This is a genomic window from Rhizobium sp. Root1220 (assembly GCF_001426265.1).
In the GTDB taxonomy this organism is placed as follows: Bacteria; Pseudomonadota; Alphaproteobacteria; order Rhizobiales; family Rhizobiaceae; genus Rhizobium.
The window spans coordinates 439,196-454,119 of sequence record NZ_LMDG01000033.1 but is presented as its reverse complement, the minus strand read 5'-3'; the positions used below and the strand labels follow the sequence as shown (position 1 = coordinate 454,119).

At 58.3% G+C, this 14,924-nt stretch carries 17 protein-coding genes; 7 read left to right on the top strand and 10 right to left on the bottom strand.

Annotated elements, in window-relative coordinates; translation table 11 throughout:
• Positions 1-65: 65 nt before the first annotated feature.
• A complete protein-coding gene (locus ASC90_RS21350) occupies positions 66-455 on the bottom strand; it encodes a hypothetical protein (RefSeq protein WP_056544869.1) in 390 nt (129 codons plus the stop codon).
• Positions 456-957: 502 nt separating this feature from the next.
• Positions 958-1,155: a hypothetical protein gene (locus tag ASC90_RS21345; RefSeq protein ID WP_056544866.1), complete on the bottom strand. Its 198-nt coding sequence runs from the start codon at positions 1,153-1,155 to the stop codon at positions 958-960.
• A 97-nt stretch (positions 1,156-1,252) separates the two neighbouring features.
• Here ASC90_RS21345 and ASC90_RS21340 point away from each other — a divergent pair, with 97 nt between their 5' ends.
• The 3 genes from ASC90_RS21340 to ASC90_RS21330 all read left to right on the top strand — a co-directional run bounded on the left by ASC90_RS21340 (position 1,253) and on the right by ASC90_RS21330 (position 3,360).
• On the top strand, positions 1,253-1,525 hold the full coding sequence (locus ASC90_RS21340) for an Arc family DNA-binding protein (RefSeq protein WP_082520008.1): 273 nt from the start codon (positions 1,253-1,255) through the stop codon (positions 1,523-1,525).
• Between the two features lies 1 nt (position 1,526).
• Positions 1,527-2,780, top strand: coding sequence for a site-specific integrase (locus ASC90_RS21335; RefSeq protein WP_056544861.1), 1,254 nt, complete (start codon positions 1,527-1,529; stop codon positions 2,778-2,780).
• 358 nt (positions 2,781-3,138) lie between these two features.
• A complete protein-coding gene (locus ASC90_RS21330) occupies positions 3,139-3,360 on the top strand; it encodes a hypothetical protein (protein ID WP_156393067.1) in 222 nt (73 codons plus the stop codon).
• A gap of 22 nt (positions 3,361-3,382) precedes the next feature.
• Here ASC90_RS21330 and ASC90_RS21325 read toward each other — a convergent pair whose 3' ends face one another.
• Positions 3,383-4,498, bottom strand: coding sequence for an FUSC family protein (locus ASC90_RS21325; protein WP_056544856.1), 1,116 nt, complete (start codon positions 4,496-4,498; stop codon positions 3,383-3,385).
• Positions 4,495-5,532: an HlyD family secretion protein gene (locus ASC90_RS21320; RefSeq protein ID WP_082520011.1), complete on the bottom strand. Its 1,038-nt coding sequence runs from the start codon at positions 5,530-5,532 to the stop codon at positions 4,495-4,497. The genes ASC90_RS21325 and ASC90_RS21320 overlap by 4 nt, the downstream gene beginning before the upstream one ends.
• 242 nt (positions 5,533-5,774) lie before the next feature.
• Between ASC90_RS21320 and ASC90_RS21315 the strand changes: the two genes are divergently transcribed.
• Complete coding sequence (locus ASC90_RS21315; RefSeq protein WP_056544852.1) at positions 5,775-5,999, top strand: alkylphosphonate utilization protein; 225 nt, start codon at positions 5,775-5,777, stop codon at positions 5,997-5,999.
• Between the two features lie 189 nt (positions 6,000-6,188).
• Here the strand turns inward: ASC90_RS21315 and ASC90_RS21310 are convergent, their stop codons facing one another.
• A complete protein-coding gene (locus ASC90_RS21310; RefSeq protein WP_056544849.1) occupies positions 6,189-6,419 on the bottom strand; it encodes a hypothetical protein in 231 nt (76 codons plus the stop codon).
• A gap of 238 nt (positions 6,420-6,657) precedes the next feature.
• Here ASC90_RS21310 and ASC90_RS21305 point away from each other — a divergent pair, with 238 nt between their 5' ends.
• Positions 6,658-7,062, top strand: coding sequence for a hypothetical protein (locus tag ASC90_RS21305; protein WP_056544846.1), 405 nt, complete (start codon positions 6,658-6,660; stop codon positions 7,060-7,062).
• A gap of 91 nt (positions 7,063-7,153) precedes the next feature.
• Here the strand turns inward: ASC90_RS21305 and ASC90_RS21300 are convergent, their stop codons facing one another.
• A complete protein-coding gene (locus ASC90_RS21300) occupies positions 7,154-7,360 on the bottom strand; it encodes a hypothetical protein (RefSeq protein ID WP_056544845.1) in 207 nt (68 codons plus the stop codon).
• Positions 7,361-7,574: 214 nt separating this feature from the next.
• On the opposite strand from ASC90_RS21300, the gene ASC90_RS21295 reads away from it, so the two are divergent.
• Together ASC90_RS21295 and ASC90_RS21290 are read left to right on the top strand one after the other, a co-directional pair.
• On the top strand, positions 7,575-8,003 hold the full coding sequence (locus ASC90_RS21295) for an OsmC family protein (protein ID WP_056544842.1): 429 nt from the start codon (positions 7,575-7,577) through the stop codon (positions 8,001-8,003).
• Between the two features lie 148 nt (positions 8,004-8,151).
• Complete coding sequence (locus ASC90_RS21290) at positions 8,152-9,048, top strand: DMT family transporter (protein ID WP_056544839.1); 897 nt, start codon at positions 8,152-8,154, stop codon at positions 9,046-9,048.
• Positions 9,049-9,054: 6 nt separating this feature from the next.
• Here ASC90_RS21290 and ASC90_RS21285 read toward each other — a convergent pair whose 3' ends face one another.
• The 4 genes from ASC90_RS21285 to ASC90_RS21270 all read right to left on the bottom strand — a co-directional run bounded on the left by ASC90_RS21285 (position 9,055) and on the right by ASC90_RS21270 (position 14,816).
• Positions 9,055-10,077, bottom strand: coding sequence for a polysaccharide pyruvyl transferase family protein (locus ASC90_RS21285; RefSeq protein ID WP_056544836.1), 1,023 nt, complete (start codon positions 10,075-10,077; stop codon positions 9,055-9,057).
• A gap of 42 nt (positions 10,078-10,119) precedes the next feature.
• Positions 10,120-11,619: a lipopolysaccharide biosynthesis protein gene (locus tag ASC90_RS21280; RefSeq protein ID WP_056544833.1), complete on the bottom strand. Its 1,500-nt coding sequence runs from the start codon at positions 11,617-11,619 to the stop codon at positions 10,120-10,122.
• 67 nt (positions 11,620-11,686) lie between these two features.
• Positions 11,687-12,604, bottom strand: coding sequence for a glycosyltransferase family 2 protein (locus tag ASC90_RS21275; RefSeq protein ID WP_056544830.1), 918 nt, complete (start codon positions 12,602-12,604; stop codon positions 11,687-11,689).
• A gap of 589 nt (positions 12,605-13,193) precedes the next feature.
• Positions 13,194-14,816 (bottom strand): VOC family protein, encoded by a 1,623-nt coding sequence (locus ASC90_RS21270; RefSeq protein WP_056544828.1) that lies wholly within the window; start codon positions 14,814-14,816, stop codon positions 13,194-13,196.
• Positions 14,817-14,924 lie beyond the last annotated feature (108 nt).

The following is a 14,924-nucleotide window of genomic DNA, read 5'->3' as shown; positions in this document are numbered from 1 at the left end:
GCGATCCCCCCATAAGACACGTCGCTAACGACGTCGTTAAACACGTGTCTTAGGCCATTAAGGCATTATGCGGCAGGCGGTGCCAATCGGGCGGTTACACTCGATCGGTCTCTGGATTTCTTTTCAAACAGTTCATCCAGCAGACTAGGCGGAAGTGCCTTCGAGGTTGGGCCGCAGTTATCCCATCTTATCCGCTTGGCCGACAGATTTTGGTTCAACGTGGTTTCTTTCGCCGCGTCTTCCCGGATCGAGAGAACAGGTTTTCGGCCCGTTAAGATTTGCTCGGCTGCCTGGTTCTCGATCAGCCGCCGGATGGCGTCTGCCTGGAGCTTGTCCTTTGTTCGCGTCGAGTTGCGGATTTCCTGTGTGATGGCTCCGTCAGCTCCCCAGCCGACAGTAAGAGTGCCGCTGACGTACCAATTTCCGTTGGCGTGCTGTTTGAGTTTGAGCGTCACTGGAACTTCCTCTCGACTGCTGCAGGTGCTCTTTGTTCCACTTGGCGTTACGGCTAGAACGAAATGAAAGGGGTCTGATGCAAGCGGATCAGTCTCCTAACATAGACCCCGGGATGGGCGACGTGGACAACGGTGATGCCCGGGGCAACAGTCGCGTCGAGTAAGAGGTAGAAAGCCTGAGTCATAATCAGTTCCTCCGCTAGCTTGGTTCCACGCGACCGGAAGGAGAGCGTTGGTTGCACTAAAAGCACGATGGAGTGGAAATAAAGCAACGCGAAAATATAACTATGGATGTAGCAATGTCCAGCGCTTTAGTTCAAAGGAAATGCAATCATTATATGAATAATGTTGGTCCTATTATCAGTATATATACCAATGATATTCAAAAATAATATTTACATTTACTCTGTGACTGGAGGCGTCACCGCGGATTGTCGATGCCGAGGCGACGATCCGGCTGCCTGGCTGGGCAGCCATGACCCTGCTTCGACGAGTGCATCTTTCATGCTGCTTCGCCAAGTACGGCGGCGAGTAGTTTTCGCCGCGTGCTGACGTACCGATCGCCGATCTTGTTTGCCGGCAGCTTCCCATTGGCGACGAGGTGATAGGTTGCTCTCTGAGTTCTATTGATGATTTTTGCGAAGTTTTCGATTCCCCAGATCGGAGCATCGAGATCTGCGTTATCCGTTTTCAATTCCATTTCATGGCTCCAAAAAATGACTACATCACGGTGATGTAAATTACCGTGATGTACTTGTATGTCAAGCTGTAAGAAATTACGGTGATGTCAAGATAATATGGGACGAGACGGAATGGCTAGGGCAGGGCGTGGGTCAGACCAATTTCCTCTTAGGTTGCCGGACGGCATGCGCGATCGAATTAAAGAGAGTGCCGAAGCGGCCGGCCGTTCAATGAATGCTGAAATTGTATTGAGACTTGAAAGTTCGTTTCGATCGGACAAGGCGGATGTGATGCGCCTAGACGTTCGTGAGCGGGGGAGCGAGGTGAACGCGGAAGTACTTGAACACCTCAGCCGATTGGTCCAGCTACTGACTCCCAAGGAGGATTGAAATGTCTGTTCGCAAGCGTGCGTGGGTGACAAGCAATGGCGAGCAGAAGACTGCTTGGGTCGTGGACTATGTCGATGCCAAGGGCGTTCGGCGGCAGAAGACCTTCAAGCTAAAGAAACAGGCAGATGCTTTCGCCGCCACGGCTTCGGTCGAGGTTAGGGAGGGCGTGCATGTTGCAGACAGCGATAGTGTCACGGTGAGTGCTGCCGGCAAATTCTGGCTTGCCTCCAGTACATCGCGCGGACTTGAGCGCTCCACTGTAGATCAATACCGGCAGCACCTCGACCTGCATATTGCGCCGCTGATTGGCGAGGTTTTGCTTTCAAAGATGACCGTTCCGGCCGTCCGCTCCTTCGAGGACCGACTCCGCGAGACAAACCGATCGCCGACTATGGTACGCAAGGTGCTGGTCAGCCTCGGATCGCTGCTCGCTGATGCGCAGGAACGTGGACTAGTTGTCCGAAATGCGGTCAGGGAAAAGAGCCGTGCCCGGACCAAAGGCACTGACCGCCGCCAGGAGCGACGCCACAAGGGCAAGCTTAAGGTGGGTGTGAATATTCCAGCGCCAGCCGAGATGAGGGCCGTCATTGGTGTTCTGGAGGGTCATTGGCGCCCACTCCTATTGACAGCGATCTTCACGGGGATGCGTGCGTCTGAGCTGCGGGGCCTGCGTTGGAGCGACGTCGACTTAGACAGGCGTGAGCTCAGGGTTCACCGGCGTGCAGATCGCTACAACGAAATTGGGAAACCAAAGTCGGAAGCCGGAGAGCGCACCATTCCTGCCCCGCCGATAGTCATCAATACGTTGCGCGAATGGAAGCTGTCTTATCCTCGTCCTTACAGCAACGAGAGAGATGCCAACGGCAACCGCCATCGCGAGAAGCCAGATGACGCTCACCTCGTCTTTCCCAATGGAAGCGGAAAAGTCGAGTCGCTGGCCAACATCATCAACCGGGGTCTCATCCCGGTGCAGATTGCAGCTGGTGTCGTGGACGCGACGGGGGAAATGGATGATCATGGAAAGCCGCTTTTTCGGGCGCGCTATACAGGCATGCACGCCCTGCGGCATTTCTACGCTTCATGGTGTATCAATCGACCGGCGGATGGCGGCTTGGGACTACCCCCCAAGGTCGTGCAGGAGAGGCTTGGTCACTCGACTATTGTGATGACGATGGACGTGTATGGTCATCTCTTCCCACGCGGTGATGACGCAGACGAATTAGCCGCTGCTGAACGTTCCCTTCTCGGCGGCTGAACGCGACACAAATGCAACATGGATCGCGTAATGACTTGCATACCAAGGAGTTTGCGCGGATTGAAAATCCGCGTGTCCGTGGTTCAAATCCGCGTCTGGGCACCACTCCTAAATCCATGACAAAACGCGTTTAGACTGTTTGCTGTTTGCGATCGGCCTTGTCAGCTGGCGTCTTTTGATCTGTCTAGACGCCTTCCATTGAGTTGTTTCCTTGGCGCCATCCCCTTGATTCAAGAGGAGGCGGGTCTGTATTCGGATTTGGTAGGTATTTTGATTTACGCAATTAGGCTGAATTGTACTTTGTGAAGAGGTGTATATTCATATTTTATTATGACTAGGCAAAGTATACGGTGAATTAATGACGAGTTATACGTTATCGATGCATCATGAGCGCTGGTCGATAGTTGACGAAGCGACACAGTCGCCGGTGCGGTTGGATGGCGTCAGCCTTTCCGCGATGAGCAAGGATGAAGCTCGCCAGATGCTCAAGGTTCTGCGCGGAATTGACGCTGTCCGCAGTGCCTCGACGAAGGCCGCAGCGTTTGCCAGAAGGCTTGGCCGGCAATTGGAGCTCGAGTAGGACCCCGGTCGCTGCTTGAAAATCAGCAGCTGGGTCCGCGTCCGTGTCGATCGTCCAGCAAGGATTGGGCGGCGACTGGCGGTCCGAGCAACAGATTGATGAGCAGAAGCAATCCGATCGCGCCCAACATCCCTGCTACTCGCTCGATAGCAGGCAGCAGCGTTGCCGCCGGTCCGGCCCCTTGCACGAGTGTGAGGATTATCGCGACAGCCGCCTGCGCGCCAACGCCGGAGATGCCGTGTCGACCGTTCTGTATCTGCATCGCGACCCATGTGCCGGCCATGATCATCAGCAGCCACGGGACGAAGGATTGGCTGATCGACAATGCCAGCAGGATGGCGCCTGCACAGCCACCCAGCGCGCAACCCGCTGCACGATGCAGCATCCGCTGTGAGATAGCCTTCTGGTCCTGGTCCGAGATGCCGCTGAGACTGGGAATGGCCATCACCGCGCCGATCGAGATCGCCATCTGGCTGAGGTTTGGCAGTTCCAGTTCGCGCCAAACCAGTGGTACGGCGGCAATGACCACGCCGGTTCGAAGGGCGTGCGACAGGGCGTGCCAATTTGCGTCGAGCAGGCTGCGCCAACCCGGCGCAGTGGCGCCGCCTCCGCCGTCGTGTGGCGCCAACAGGCGCGTCATGAGCAATGCGGTTGCTGTGCCCAGAATGATCTCTGCTGCGCGATAGAAGGCGATCGGCAGCGCCTGCATCGGATCGTCCAGCGCACCGAGCGTCACCATGATCGTTGTGATGCCGCCTAGCAGCCATGCGTAGCCGTGTGGGCTGAGAAGTCCGCCGAGGATGGCAAGCGTGCCAGCGACGAACAGCATGATCATGGTCGCAACGGGATTGTAGGCAAGCCAGGGTGTAAGGATAAACGCTGTCGCGGCACCGACGAGCGTCCCTGCTATCCTCAGTATGCCCTTCTGCAGCGACTGCGGTTGGCTTGCCTGCGTACACATGAACGCGCTGATTCCTGCCCACCAAGGATCGGCCAGTTGCAGTGCCAGGGCAAGCAGGATTGCAAGGCCGACAGCAAGCGCGGCGATATTGGCCTGGCGGAAGCGGGGGCCTGACAGGCTCAACTCCCCGATCTCGCCGCGGATTGCCCCGAGAAGCTCCAGCACCGCCCGCATCATCGGAAGATCAACGTTCTGGCGTCTGCGCCCATGTAGAGCGTGAGGTCCGGCGGTGGATCGACGAGGGTGAACGTGACGGGAAAGCGGCGGCTCAGTCTGATCCAGTCGGTGGTGGGCGCGACGTAGGGAAGGATCGCATCCTCGGATGCCCCCCGGCTTATACCGCGCGCAATGCCCTGGATACGGGCGCGGTAGAAGCGCCAGGGATGGGTATCCAGCCACACCCAGGCGGTCTCGCCGGGCTGCATGTCCCTGATATAGCCTTCCTTGTAGTTCGCTATGATCCGCCAACCCGCATCGTCGACGATGCCGATGAGCGCCTTGCCGACGGTTGCGGAGTCGCCGACGCTCAAATTCAGATTGTTGATCGTTCCGTCGACCGGGGCGCGGATTTCGGTTTGTCCCAGCTGCCACTCCGCGAGGGCCAGCGCCGACTCGGCGCGGGCGGCGAGCGCCTCCAACCTTGCCAGCGATTGCGCCGCCCTGTCGATCGAAGCGCGTGCTGTCGCCTGTTGCGTGGTCGCACGCTGCAGAAGTTCGTTGGCCCGCTCCAACTGTTCCTGTGAAACCGCTTCATCGCCGCTCAGTGTCGCAAGGCGTGCCTGCTCCTCGGTCGCGTACTTCAGCGAGGCTTCCGCAGTGGTCAGCTGGTCGCGGGCAATCGCCATGTCGTCCCGCCCGCCGTCGCGCTCGGCATTTGCTTCCTGCACCGCGGCTCTTCGGTCGTCGCGCGCCAGCTGGAACGGCATCCTGTCGATCACCGCCAGAAGGTCGCCCCGCTTGACCGCCTGGTTGTCTCCGACCTGCAAACTCACGATGACGCCCGCGACCTGCGGCGCCACCGTGACAAGCTCCGAATGAACATAGGCATCGTCGGTATAGGCGATGATGGACGTCAGCACCTGCCAAACCACCAGTAGAGCGAGCAGGCTGCCAATTCCGACGACGAGCCTCCGCCAACGCCGGTGCTGGATACCCGTGCGCGGCACAGTCCGGTCAGGATCAATCGGCTCGGTTCTCGTCGCTTCAGCCATGTTGGAAAGATGCACGCGAACATGCGATGATGACAAGCAAATTGCACGCGATGTAACAGCTTCCACGCGTCTTGATGGAGTCGTGGCGCAAAATCAACGGGCTATCATGCGGCCCGTGCCATTGCAGTGCTGGGGGCCGTTTCCAAATCGGGTTTTCCGATCCGTTCTGCTCTGATATGGCCATGCACAATTGCTGCCGCTGAACGGGCGCAACTGAACAGGAACAGGGGACAAGAAGCCGGATGGCCGATGAAACGATCACGAGAGACAGCAATGGCGCCCAGCTCAACGAAGGCGATTCCGTTACGCTCATCAAGGACCTGAAGGTCAAGGGAACATCGGAAACCATCAAGCGCGGCACGCTGGTCAAGGGCATCAGGCTCACGGCAAATCCCGGCGAGATAGAGTGCAACACCAAGCAGGTGAAGGGTTTGGTGCTGAAGACCGAGTTCCTCAAGAAAGCATAATCGTCGCCCTCCGGGTGGTTTCAATTTGCCGGGAAATCTGGCAAGAGCATCGCCAGGGCGCGACCGCCGTTAACTTTAGAACGGGGTCGGGTGGCCGATTGACGTCACGCTGCTGCCGCGAGATCACGCGGCCGTCCTCGAAAATTCGAACTCCAGCTCGGCGCTGACGTCACCGGCACGCCCTGACGCTCAAGCCATCCTCATCAAGACATTCAGCAACGCCTTCGCATCGTCGCGGGCGTTCAAGTCACGAAGGCCTTCCGCGAGGGCGATGATCGCTTCGATAACTTCACCTTCGTTCCAGCCTGCGGCGACCGACGCCTCGACAAGATCCTGAAATGCGAACTGCATGGCGTCCTGGCAGCGAATGTTGCGGTCGGGATCGTCGTTCGCGACAAACGGCCTGTAGATGTCTCTCATCTGACTTCTCCGCGAATGTGCCAATCCAAGTTACCCAGAACGAGATTAAGGAATCGCTTATAGCTATCCTGACGAAGGCGCCGCTTCGATACTCAAGTGTTCCCCGGGGTTAGCTTAACATTGTTCGGCCCACTTGCTGCATATTGCCCCAATCGGCCGCCTCAAATCGCGAGAGATGGCGTTCTCAATTCGTGTTTGTGATGGTAATACTGGCGGCGCAAACAGAGGGGGAATCTCTATGCCACGCATCGCGCATCTATACTTCAAAACCGCAGTCATTTTTCTGATCATCGGTATCGGCATGGGTTTGAACATGGCGATTTCGCAGGATCACAGCGTGATTGGCGCCCATGCGCACTGTAATCTCTTGGGCTGGGTTAGCATGGCTATTTTCGGCGGCTACTATGCACTCAACCCGCGAAAGGCCGAGAAGCGCTTGGCCATGATCCAGTACGGCGTCTACACTGCTGGCGTTGCGCTGATGGTACCAGCGCTGTACCTCATGCTCCTCGGCAACATGGCGATGGAGCCAGTTGTTGCGATTTCCTCGATCATCACCTTCGTCGGCGTACTGCTCTTCGCGTTCATCATCTTCACCGGCGAGGCGGTGGCGATAACGCCATCCGCGCAACAGTTCCGTTGATCTTGCCATAGTGCCTGGCGGCGGCCTCGCTGCGTCAGGCATTTCTCCCGGGTACAAATCCCGGCTTACTATTCGGCCGTACGGGCCTTGCCTAATGGACGATCTGAACGCGGATCTGCTCTCGGACGGCATAGGTGTGGCAATCGCTCGCGGCATCGCCGACAAAGATCACGTCACCTTCGGAATCGAACAGGCCCCAGCAGGGCTCGTCGTCAACATAGACTTTCCGCACGTAGCCAAACGCTTCCGCATCAAGAAAAACACCGGGTGCAACAGCAACAGCAGCAAGTTCTCGCATGGATAACTCCAATGAGTCGTTTCTGTTTTAGCCTGCGCTTATATTGACTCGTGAAACTGACGCGGGGCTATCCTCAAAAATCGCGATGGGAAACTGAGGTTGACGGATCGACAGGAGCCGATCTGCGAATCACTGCGGAAATGCCATCAAGTGCGTTGCCGCGGCGGCGGGAAATCCTTATCTAGAGTCGAAAATTATCACCAAAGGATTTCCCATGGCCGATCTCAAGGTTCGTCCCCGCCCGGTTGGCGCAACTGCCGTACTCGGACGCACAGGCTTCCCGCATGTTACCTCCGCCACAAAGGGCGAGATCGATATCGTGACGGGCCCGTCCCAGGCCGGCTTCAATCCGCTGGATTTGCTCTATTCGTCGTTGTCGGCCTGCCTTGTTCTCAGCGCCCGCATCTCCGCGAGCCAGATGGGCGTTCTGGACCGGATAACCGAGATTACCGCCGACGTGACCGGCGAGAAGGCAACCGAGGGACTTTCCCGCGTGGCGAAATTCAACATCGCCTTCACGATCAAGGGCGATCTTGACGAAGAGACCCGCCTGAAGATTGCGCACGCCGCGGAAGACGAGATTTGCACGGTGAGCAACACCATCCGCGGCAATCCGGAGTTCTCGACCGTGATCTCCGCCTGACAGGCGGCCGAATCCGCATCTGCAGGCAAAAAAGCTTCAACTTTTGTCTGCCTTGTCGCTCCTCAGCTATCTTGATGGCGTGGCTTCTGCTAATCGCGGCGTCAACGTGCCGCTTGTCCCATGCGCGGCCTAGAAAGCATCTGGATTCATGTCGCAGACCGCTTCCACAGTGAGTGATTCATCACCATCAAACCGCTTCGCTCTTGCTGCGTTGATCATTGGCGGCGCCGCAATTGGCGGGTCGCCGATCTTCGTTCGCCTGTCGGAAGTCGGGCCGATGGCTACGGCCTTCTGGCGCGTGGCGCTTGCGCTGATTCCAATCTTCATCTTCTCGCTCCTGAAGGGGAAGGATTCCGGGCCAAAACCTCACACGCTGTCGGACTACGGGATGCTGATCCTGCCGGGTTTCATCCTCGCCATGGACCTCGCGGCATGGCATCTGTCGATCACCATGACGTCGGTGGCCAACGCGACGTTGCTTGCCAATCTGGCGCCCGTATTCGTCACGGTTATCGGGTTTCTGTTCTTCCGCGCAGTGGTGACACGCGTCTTTGTGGTTGGTCTGGTGCTTGCACTTGCCGGCGTGGTCATCCTGAAAGGCGGGCCAGCCGCCCTCGGCAACGGCGACCTCAGGGGCGATGGTGTTGCGGTTGTAGCGGCGGTGTTCTACGCGGGATATATCCTGGCGATTGGCAAGCTACGCGCCCGCTTCGATACGATCCGCATCATGCTCTGGAGCACGGCATCGGCTGCGGTCTTCGTTTTCCCGTTCGGCTTCTTCTTCGAGGACCATATGCTCCCGGCAACGGCGCATGGATGGGCCATCGTTTTTGGGCTGGCTTTCGTCAGCCACGCAGGCGGCCAGGTGGGGATCGCCTACGCGCTGGCCTATCTGCCTGCGGCTTTCTCGTCGCTGACGCTGCTGCTGCAGCCGGTCGTGGCCGCGATCCTTGCCTGGATCGTCCTGAGCGAACCGATAGGATTGATGCAGGCTATCGGTGGCGTGGTGGTGCTCGCCGGGATTCTTGTTGCCCGGCGAGGCTGACTGATATCACGCGGCGGCAGTCTGCTCGATGCGACGCGCGTCGAGAATGGCCAGTGCATCATCGACGGTCGGCGCCAGGGCGGCCTTGTCGCTGTTGCATGTACCCCACGCTTCGATGAAGCCGCTCGTCTTGCCGTAGCTGTTGTCGAGTACGCAGTGATCCGCGCCGATCAGCACAGACATGATGTGCCCGTGCATGCGGTCGGTAATGACTTGTCGGGCGGAGCTCAGCAGCGCCACGCCGCGGTCGAAACGCTGCTGTGCGCGCTCGCGATAGGCAAGCTCTGTCATCCGCGCACGACCGCCGATGCGGCCGGTCATCAAGCCCTTGAGGATGGCGGCGTGTTTCGTCTGTCGCTGAAAGTCGGCCGGATCGTCCGTCCAGTCGGACTTCACCGTGCCGGGTCGCAGCGTCGCCGCCGTCAGATCCTGGGCAGCGCCGACTTCGACGTCATCGCGAAGGTTCAGCAGCAGCTCGTGTTGTGGCGCGGGGCGTTTCACCGGCCCGATGCAGAACGCCATGTCGGGGCACATGCGCACTTCGCATTGGAACCATAGCCGCGCAAATTCGAAGCTCCTCTTGTCGCGGACCAGCAAGGTGAAATTGCCGTGCCGCTCGATGGCGCGCGCCATGCTGTCGATGTTTTCCTGCGCGCGAAACTGTATCGTCTGCGGCATTTGAACGATTGGCCGGCCTTGATACTGGCCAAGCAGGTGTTCACGAAAATTGCTGTAGTGCGGCCAGACATCGCCGAAGTTGCCGCCGCCGTTGATGAAAATGCGTCCGGTGCCGATTGCGGCATCCATGCGTTCGCCGTCGAAGGTGGACATTTCGCTGACATAGGAGGGCCGGGCACGGTGGCGATCGAAATAAGCCAGCGCACCGAGCCAAATGGCGCTGTCCCCGATATTGGTGTGGTTCGGAAAATTCAGGAGCGCGAACCGTTCGGAGGAATCGAAGAGATCCGCATGGCATTTGGTGATCAGGCCCTGCAGGCGGTTGATCGTCGTGTTGTTCGATTCAGTCATCGAAGGCTCCTTGTGTCACTGACAAGAGGTCTGAATGGAAGCTCATGTTCTCTGCGTATCGGCCTGTCTGCGCGATGGCAGCAAGGAGAGAGCGAGCGCGATATAGGGGCGAATGGCCGAGCGGCCGAAGGTCGGAAGGAAGGCCGCATAGATCAAAGCGCCAAAGCCGACGCTGAGGGCGAGCGAAAGCCATCGGTTGGTCACATGGGCGACGATGGCCGGGTGGGCGAACCAGACGCAGACGGCCATGATGGCTGCGCCGCAGAAGGGAATGGCAACCGCCTTGAATGTACCCTTGGCATCGATGCCGGCATACTTGCTCAGTACGTATTGCTGGTAGGGCATGGTCAGCCACGCGCGCAGCGTATAGCCGGCCGCAACGGCGACGACACCGTAGGGAACGAGCAGCCATGTCAGGACCAGCGTAGCAGCAAGCTGCAATGCTGCCACCGACAGAATAGACCCGGCCCGATTGACGGCCGACAATGCCGAGGACGCGAAGAAGTTCATCACGAATGGCACGGACATCAGCACGAGAACCGTGGCGATATCGCCGGCATTGCCCCACTTGTCGCCAAAGAGCAACGCAATCGTGTCATTCGACAGCGCACCGAAACCGAGAAGTAGCGGAATGGTTCCCAAAGCGGCGGCGCCAACGATCTTGTTGTAGGCATTTCGGAACGCCACCCGATCGTTCTGCAGGCGAGACAGCGTGACCAGGGCGACGCTGCCGATCGGTGCGAGCACTGCCTGCCCGATAAGTTCGATCAGCCGCCAGGCGATGCGGTAGCGGCCGACCTCGACTGCGCCGTACCAGCGCGAAATGAAGATATCCTGCACGCGGGCAAGCAGCATCCACATCAACTGCGTGACGACGAGGCTGATGCTGAACAGGAAGACGGAGCGGAACATCGGCACATTGAAGCGCAGCTTCGGCATCCATGGATAGGCGACCCATCCGAGCAGTACCGTCACGACGGCATTGACGGCCGTCTGTGCGACCAGCGCCCACACGCCCCAGCCGAGCATGGCGCAGACGACTGCGGTAATACCGGAAAGAAGGCTGGCGGCAATGGCCTGGGCCGCGAGGTTCTTGTGGCCAAACTCGCGCGCAAGCCGGGCATTGTGGATGACGGCCAGCGAGGAGACAGGCAACAGCGGCGCAAGCCAGCGCAATATGCCGGCAACCGACGGATCGCGGACAAGGTCGCCATAGTAAGGGGCGAATATGAAGACCAGCGTCGCAACGATGCCGCTGAATGCGATCGTTGCCCAGAAGGCGGTGTCGGCGAGTTCTTCGTCGAGATCGAGTTGCCGGGTAATGGCGTCGCCCAACCCTGCATAGGCAAGCACGCGGCCGATTTCGACGAACAGACTTGCGAGCGCGAATGTTCCGAAGTCACCGGGGCCGAGGATTCGGGCGAGGACTACAAAGATCACGAAGGTCGCGACTGTACTCCAGGCGACGCGCACGACCGACCACAGGACGGATAGCGCGGTTTTCTTCTTAAGCTCGGCGTGGGCAATTGCCGTATCGGGCATTCATTATCCAATCGAATTCGTCTCGCGAAAGCTCGCGCATTGAAGCAGGCTGTCGCTAGGCTCGGACTTAGGCGGGCTGTCTTGCCCTCTGCCCGCGCCAATAGGCGAGCATGCCTGTAAGGTTGTCGCGAAGCTGGCTGCGGTAGGTGAGGCCGAGCTCTTCGTCCAGCTTGTGGCGCCCCAATGCCTCCAGCAAAGCCTGGCGGAACTCCCAGCGCAGCATTCCGCGCATGTTCGAGCGGCGATTGAAGAGATACTTTGCGTAGAGTGCCCCGTTGCCGAAAGCATAGCCTGTCTGAAGCCGTTTGACGTCGGCGAGCTCGCGGCGGCCATGGAAGTGCTTGACTGCGAACTCGGGCAGGTACTCGACGCGAATACCTGCATTGAAAGCGCGGTGGACATAGTCGGTGTCTTCACCGGAGCGGAATGGCGAGCCCGCACCAAAGCGCGTATCGAACAGGCCGACCTTGTCGATCAGTTCGTGCGGAAAAGCCATGTTGGCGCCGTGGATGAAGCCGCCGGCATGAAGATCGCTGGTGAGCACGGCTGGCTCGAGTTCGGTCTTGATCGTCACCGGCAAATCGCGCGCGTCGCCAAGCTCGATCCGTCCGCCACGCATCACCAGTTCCTGGTCTGAACCAAAGAGGGCGGCGAGCGTACCGAAATAGTCGGGGAATATCTCGCAATCGTCGTCGGTGAATGCAAGGATTCGGCCCTTCGCGGCGCTGATCCCGGTATTGCGTGCAACGGCAAGGCCAGCTTTTGCTTCGTAGATCAGGTTCGTGTTAAGCGGAGCCGTTGCCGCCCACTGGCGTACAACCTCAGACGTCTCGTCGGTGGAGCCGTTGTCCACGAAAACGAGTTCCAGTCTAAGATAGCTCGCCTGGCGGGCAGCCATCGAAACGGCATCCAGGCAGTTCATCAGTCCATATGCCCGATTTCTCGAAGAGATGATCAGGCTGATGTCTACGGGCCGAGGAGGCATGCGATTTCCCCTTCTGCGATCGATGTTGAAGCGAGGATAAGACGGTGATCCCGCTTCGGCAAGGCGCATTTTGCGTTGCAGCAAAATAGAACAGTTCGGGGATGAAGCAGAAGAATGTGGTAATTTCTTGCCACAAGTTAAAACCAAAATTAAACAGCGTGTATATAATCACGTTTGGCGTAAATATATATATGAGCATGTCTAAATTGTATTAAATGGTATTTTGCTGAAATCTAAAAATAGATTTTTTCAGATAATTGGGAGAAAAATTCGTAATTAAGCAATTATTTTATAGCTTATGTTCGTTGAGATATACTGTATATTTGAGTTTGTTTCTAAGCGTGAAGATTGCGCTGCAGCAAATGGTGATTTGCCCAGGCTCTTCCTAGAAGAGCGCGATGCAACCAAAAGGTTATCGGCTCGAATATCCGTCATGGACATAGCAGGATGGCCGAGAAATAGGACATACTTGTCGCTCGCTGCCCGAAAAGACGCCTGCGCGCGCGGTCACCTTGTTGAAAACCGTCAAGCCATTCGGCGGTTCGCTCGGGGGGGCGTCCACGACCGCAGCAAGGGTTGCGGCCACTTGTCATTGCTCCTCGTCCGTCAGCCATTTCCGAATGATCGGGATGTCCGCATCTCCAAGATCGTGGCCGCCCGGTATGATGTCCGAATCGACGGTGGCGCCCGAGGTCTTCAGGCGGGCCTCGAGATCACCGGCATATTTGCCGTAGGCATCCGTCTTGCCGCTGATGACCAGAAGATCGGTGCCCTTGAGATCTGCATGCGGGAAGCTGCTGAGGACTGGCATGGAACGCAGCAGGACCGCCTTGTGGACCAGGTTCGGGTGAAGGTAGAGCAGCGAGTTCAGCAGATTGGCGCCATTGGAGTATCCGACATAGACAATCTTTTTCGGATCCAGTGAGTAGGATTTGACCGCTCCATCGATGAACGCGGCGAAGGCCTCCGCCTCGCTCTTGATGTCGTCCTGATCGAAGGAGAACGGCGTGATTCGCTTGTACCAGCGCGGAATTCCCTCCTCCGTCGCCCGGCCCCTGACGCCGAGCAACGTTGCCCGAGGCGCGACCTTGTGGAGCAGAGGCATCAGCGTCGTCTCGTTCCCGCCGGAGCCGTGCAACAGCACGAAAACGCTGCCGTCCGGATCGGTCGGCGTGTAGAAACGATGGACGAAGGGCAAGTCGCGATAGTTGATGCGCGGTTCTCCGGGCATCGAGAATTGTGGAAGCACCACCTTCAGGTCGCCGAGATCTGTGATCGAATCCCTGGGGACGAAGAGTTTGGCTCCGAGGGTCGGGCTCGGCTCGTCCACCGTCATGCCCGGTTTGTCTGTCGCCAATTCGAACAGCGTGCCGCCGGGCTCCCTGACATAGAGGGACCGAAAGTATTTCCGGTCGTGCATGTTGGTCGTGCCTGCGCCCGCTACATCGAGCGCCTTGTGAACGTGAAGCAGTTCCGCGTCATCCGCCGCCCGGAAGGCGACATGATCAACTGTACCAGCGCCGGGCGCACCGGACCAGAATCCTTGGGCATTCCTGACATCGATGATATCGCCAGACTGCGAGACGAGGCGATCGATATTCCCACGGTTTGCCTGGAACCGGTAACCGAAGTTGGTTTCCAGGAAGCCCCGGCTTTCCGCCGGCTTCTCCGTCAGCATGGTTGCGCCACGGACGCGTTGGACGGCGTATTCCAGCGGTATCCCGGCTCCGTCCCAGGCGGACGGCGATTTCAGCTCCCGTGTGCCGGCAAGTTTAACGATGGTATTGTCCAGGTCCTTCAGGCGCAGCACGGGCTCGCCGAATTCGTCGGCGGGTCCTTCCGATCTGAAGCCGAAATTCATTGCGCGGGTCAGCCAGTAGCCGATGCCGGTCGGATCGATTGCCAACGACAGCTCGTTGATCTGGCCATAGCCGGCGCGCCCTGGGGAGCCGTCTTCCCACACGAGAAAGGTCACAAGCGATCCAGGTGATCCTGTCGCATCGCCGTAGAACAGGTGAAGCTGGGTGGCGTCCTCGAAGCCCGCGGTCTGCTTGACCAGCCGCATGCCGAGGAACCCGGCGTAAAAGTCTACGTTCGCCTGCACTTTTCGAGTGATAAGCGTGATGTGATGAATGCCAGATACCATCGAAAGCAACCCGGATTGGAAAGGGGACGCTGCGAGCGCCAGAAGTAGCGTCAATATAAATGTCATACCGTTACTGATGGACCGTGCGTTAGCTGTTCTGCAAAATAACTAGTGCTGCAGCGCTCTGCATCAAACCCAAAACGGGGCTCCGGAGTGCCGACTGCCCGACCGGGG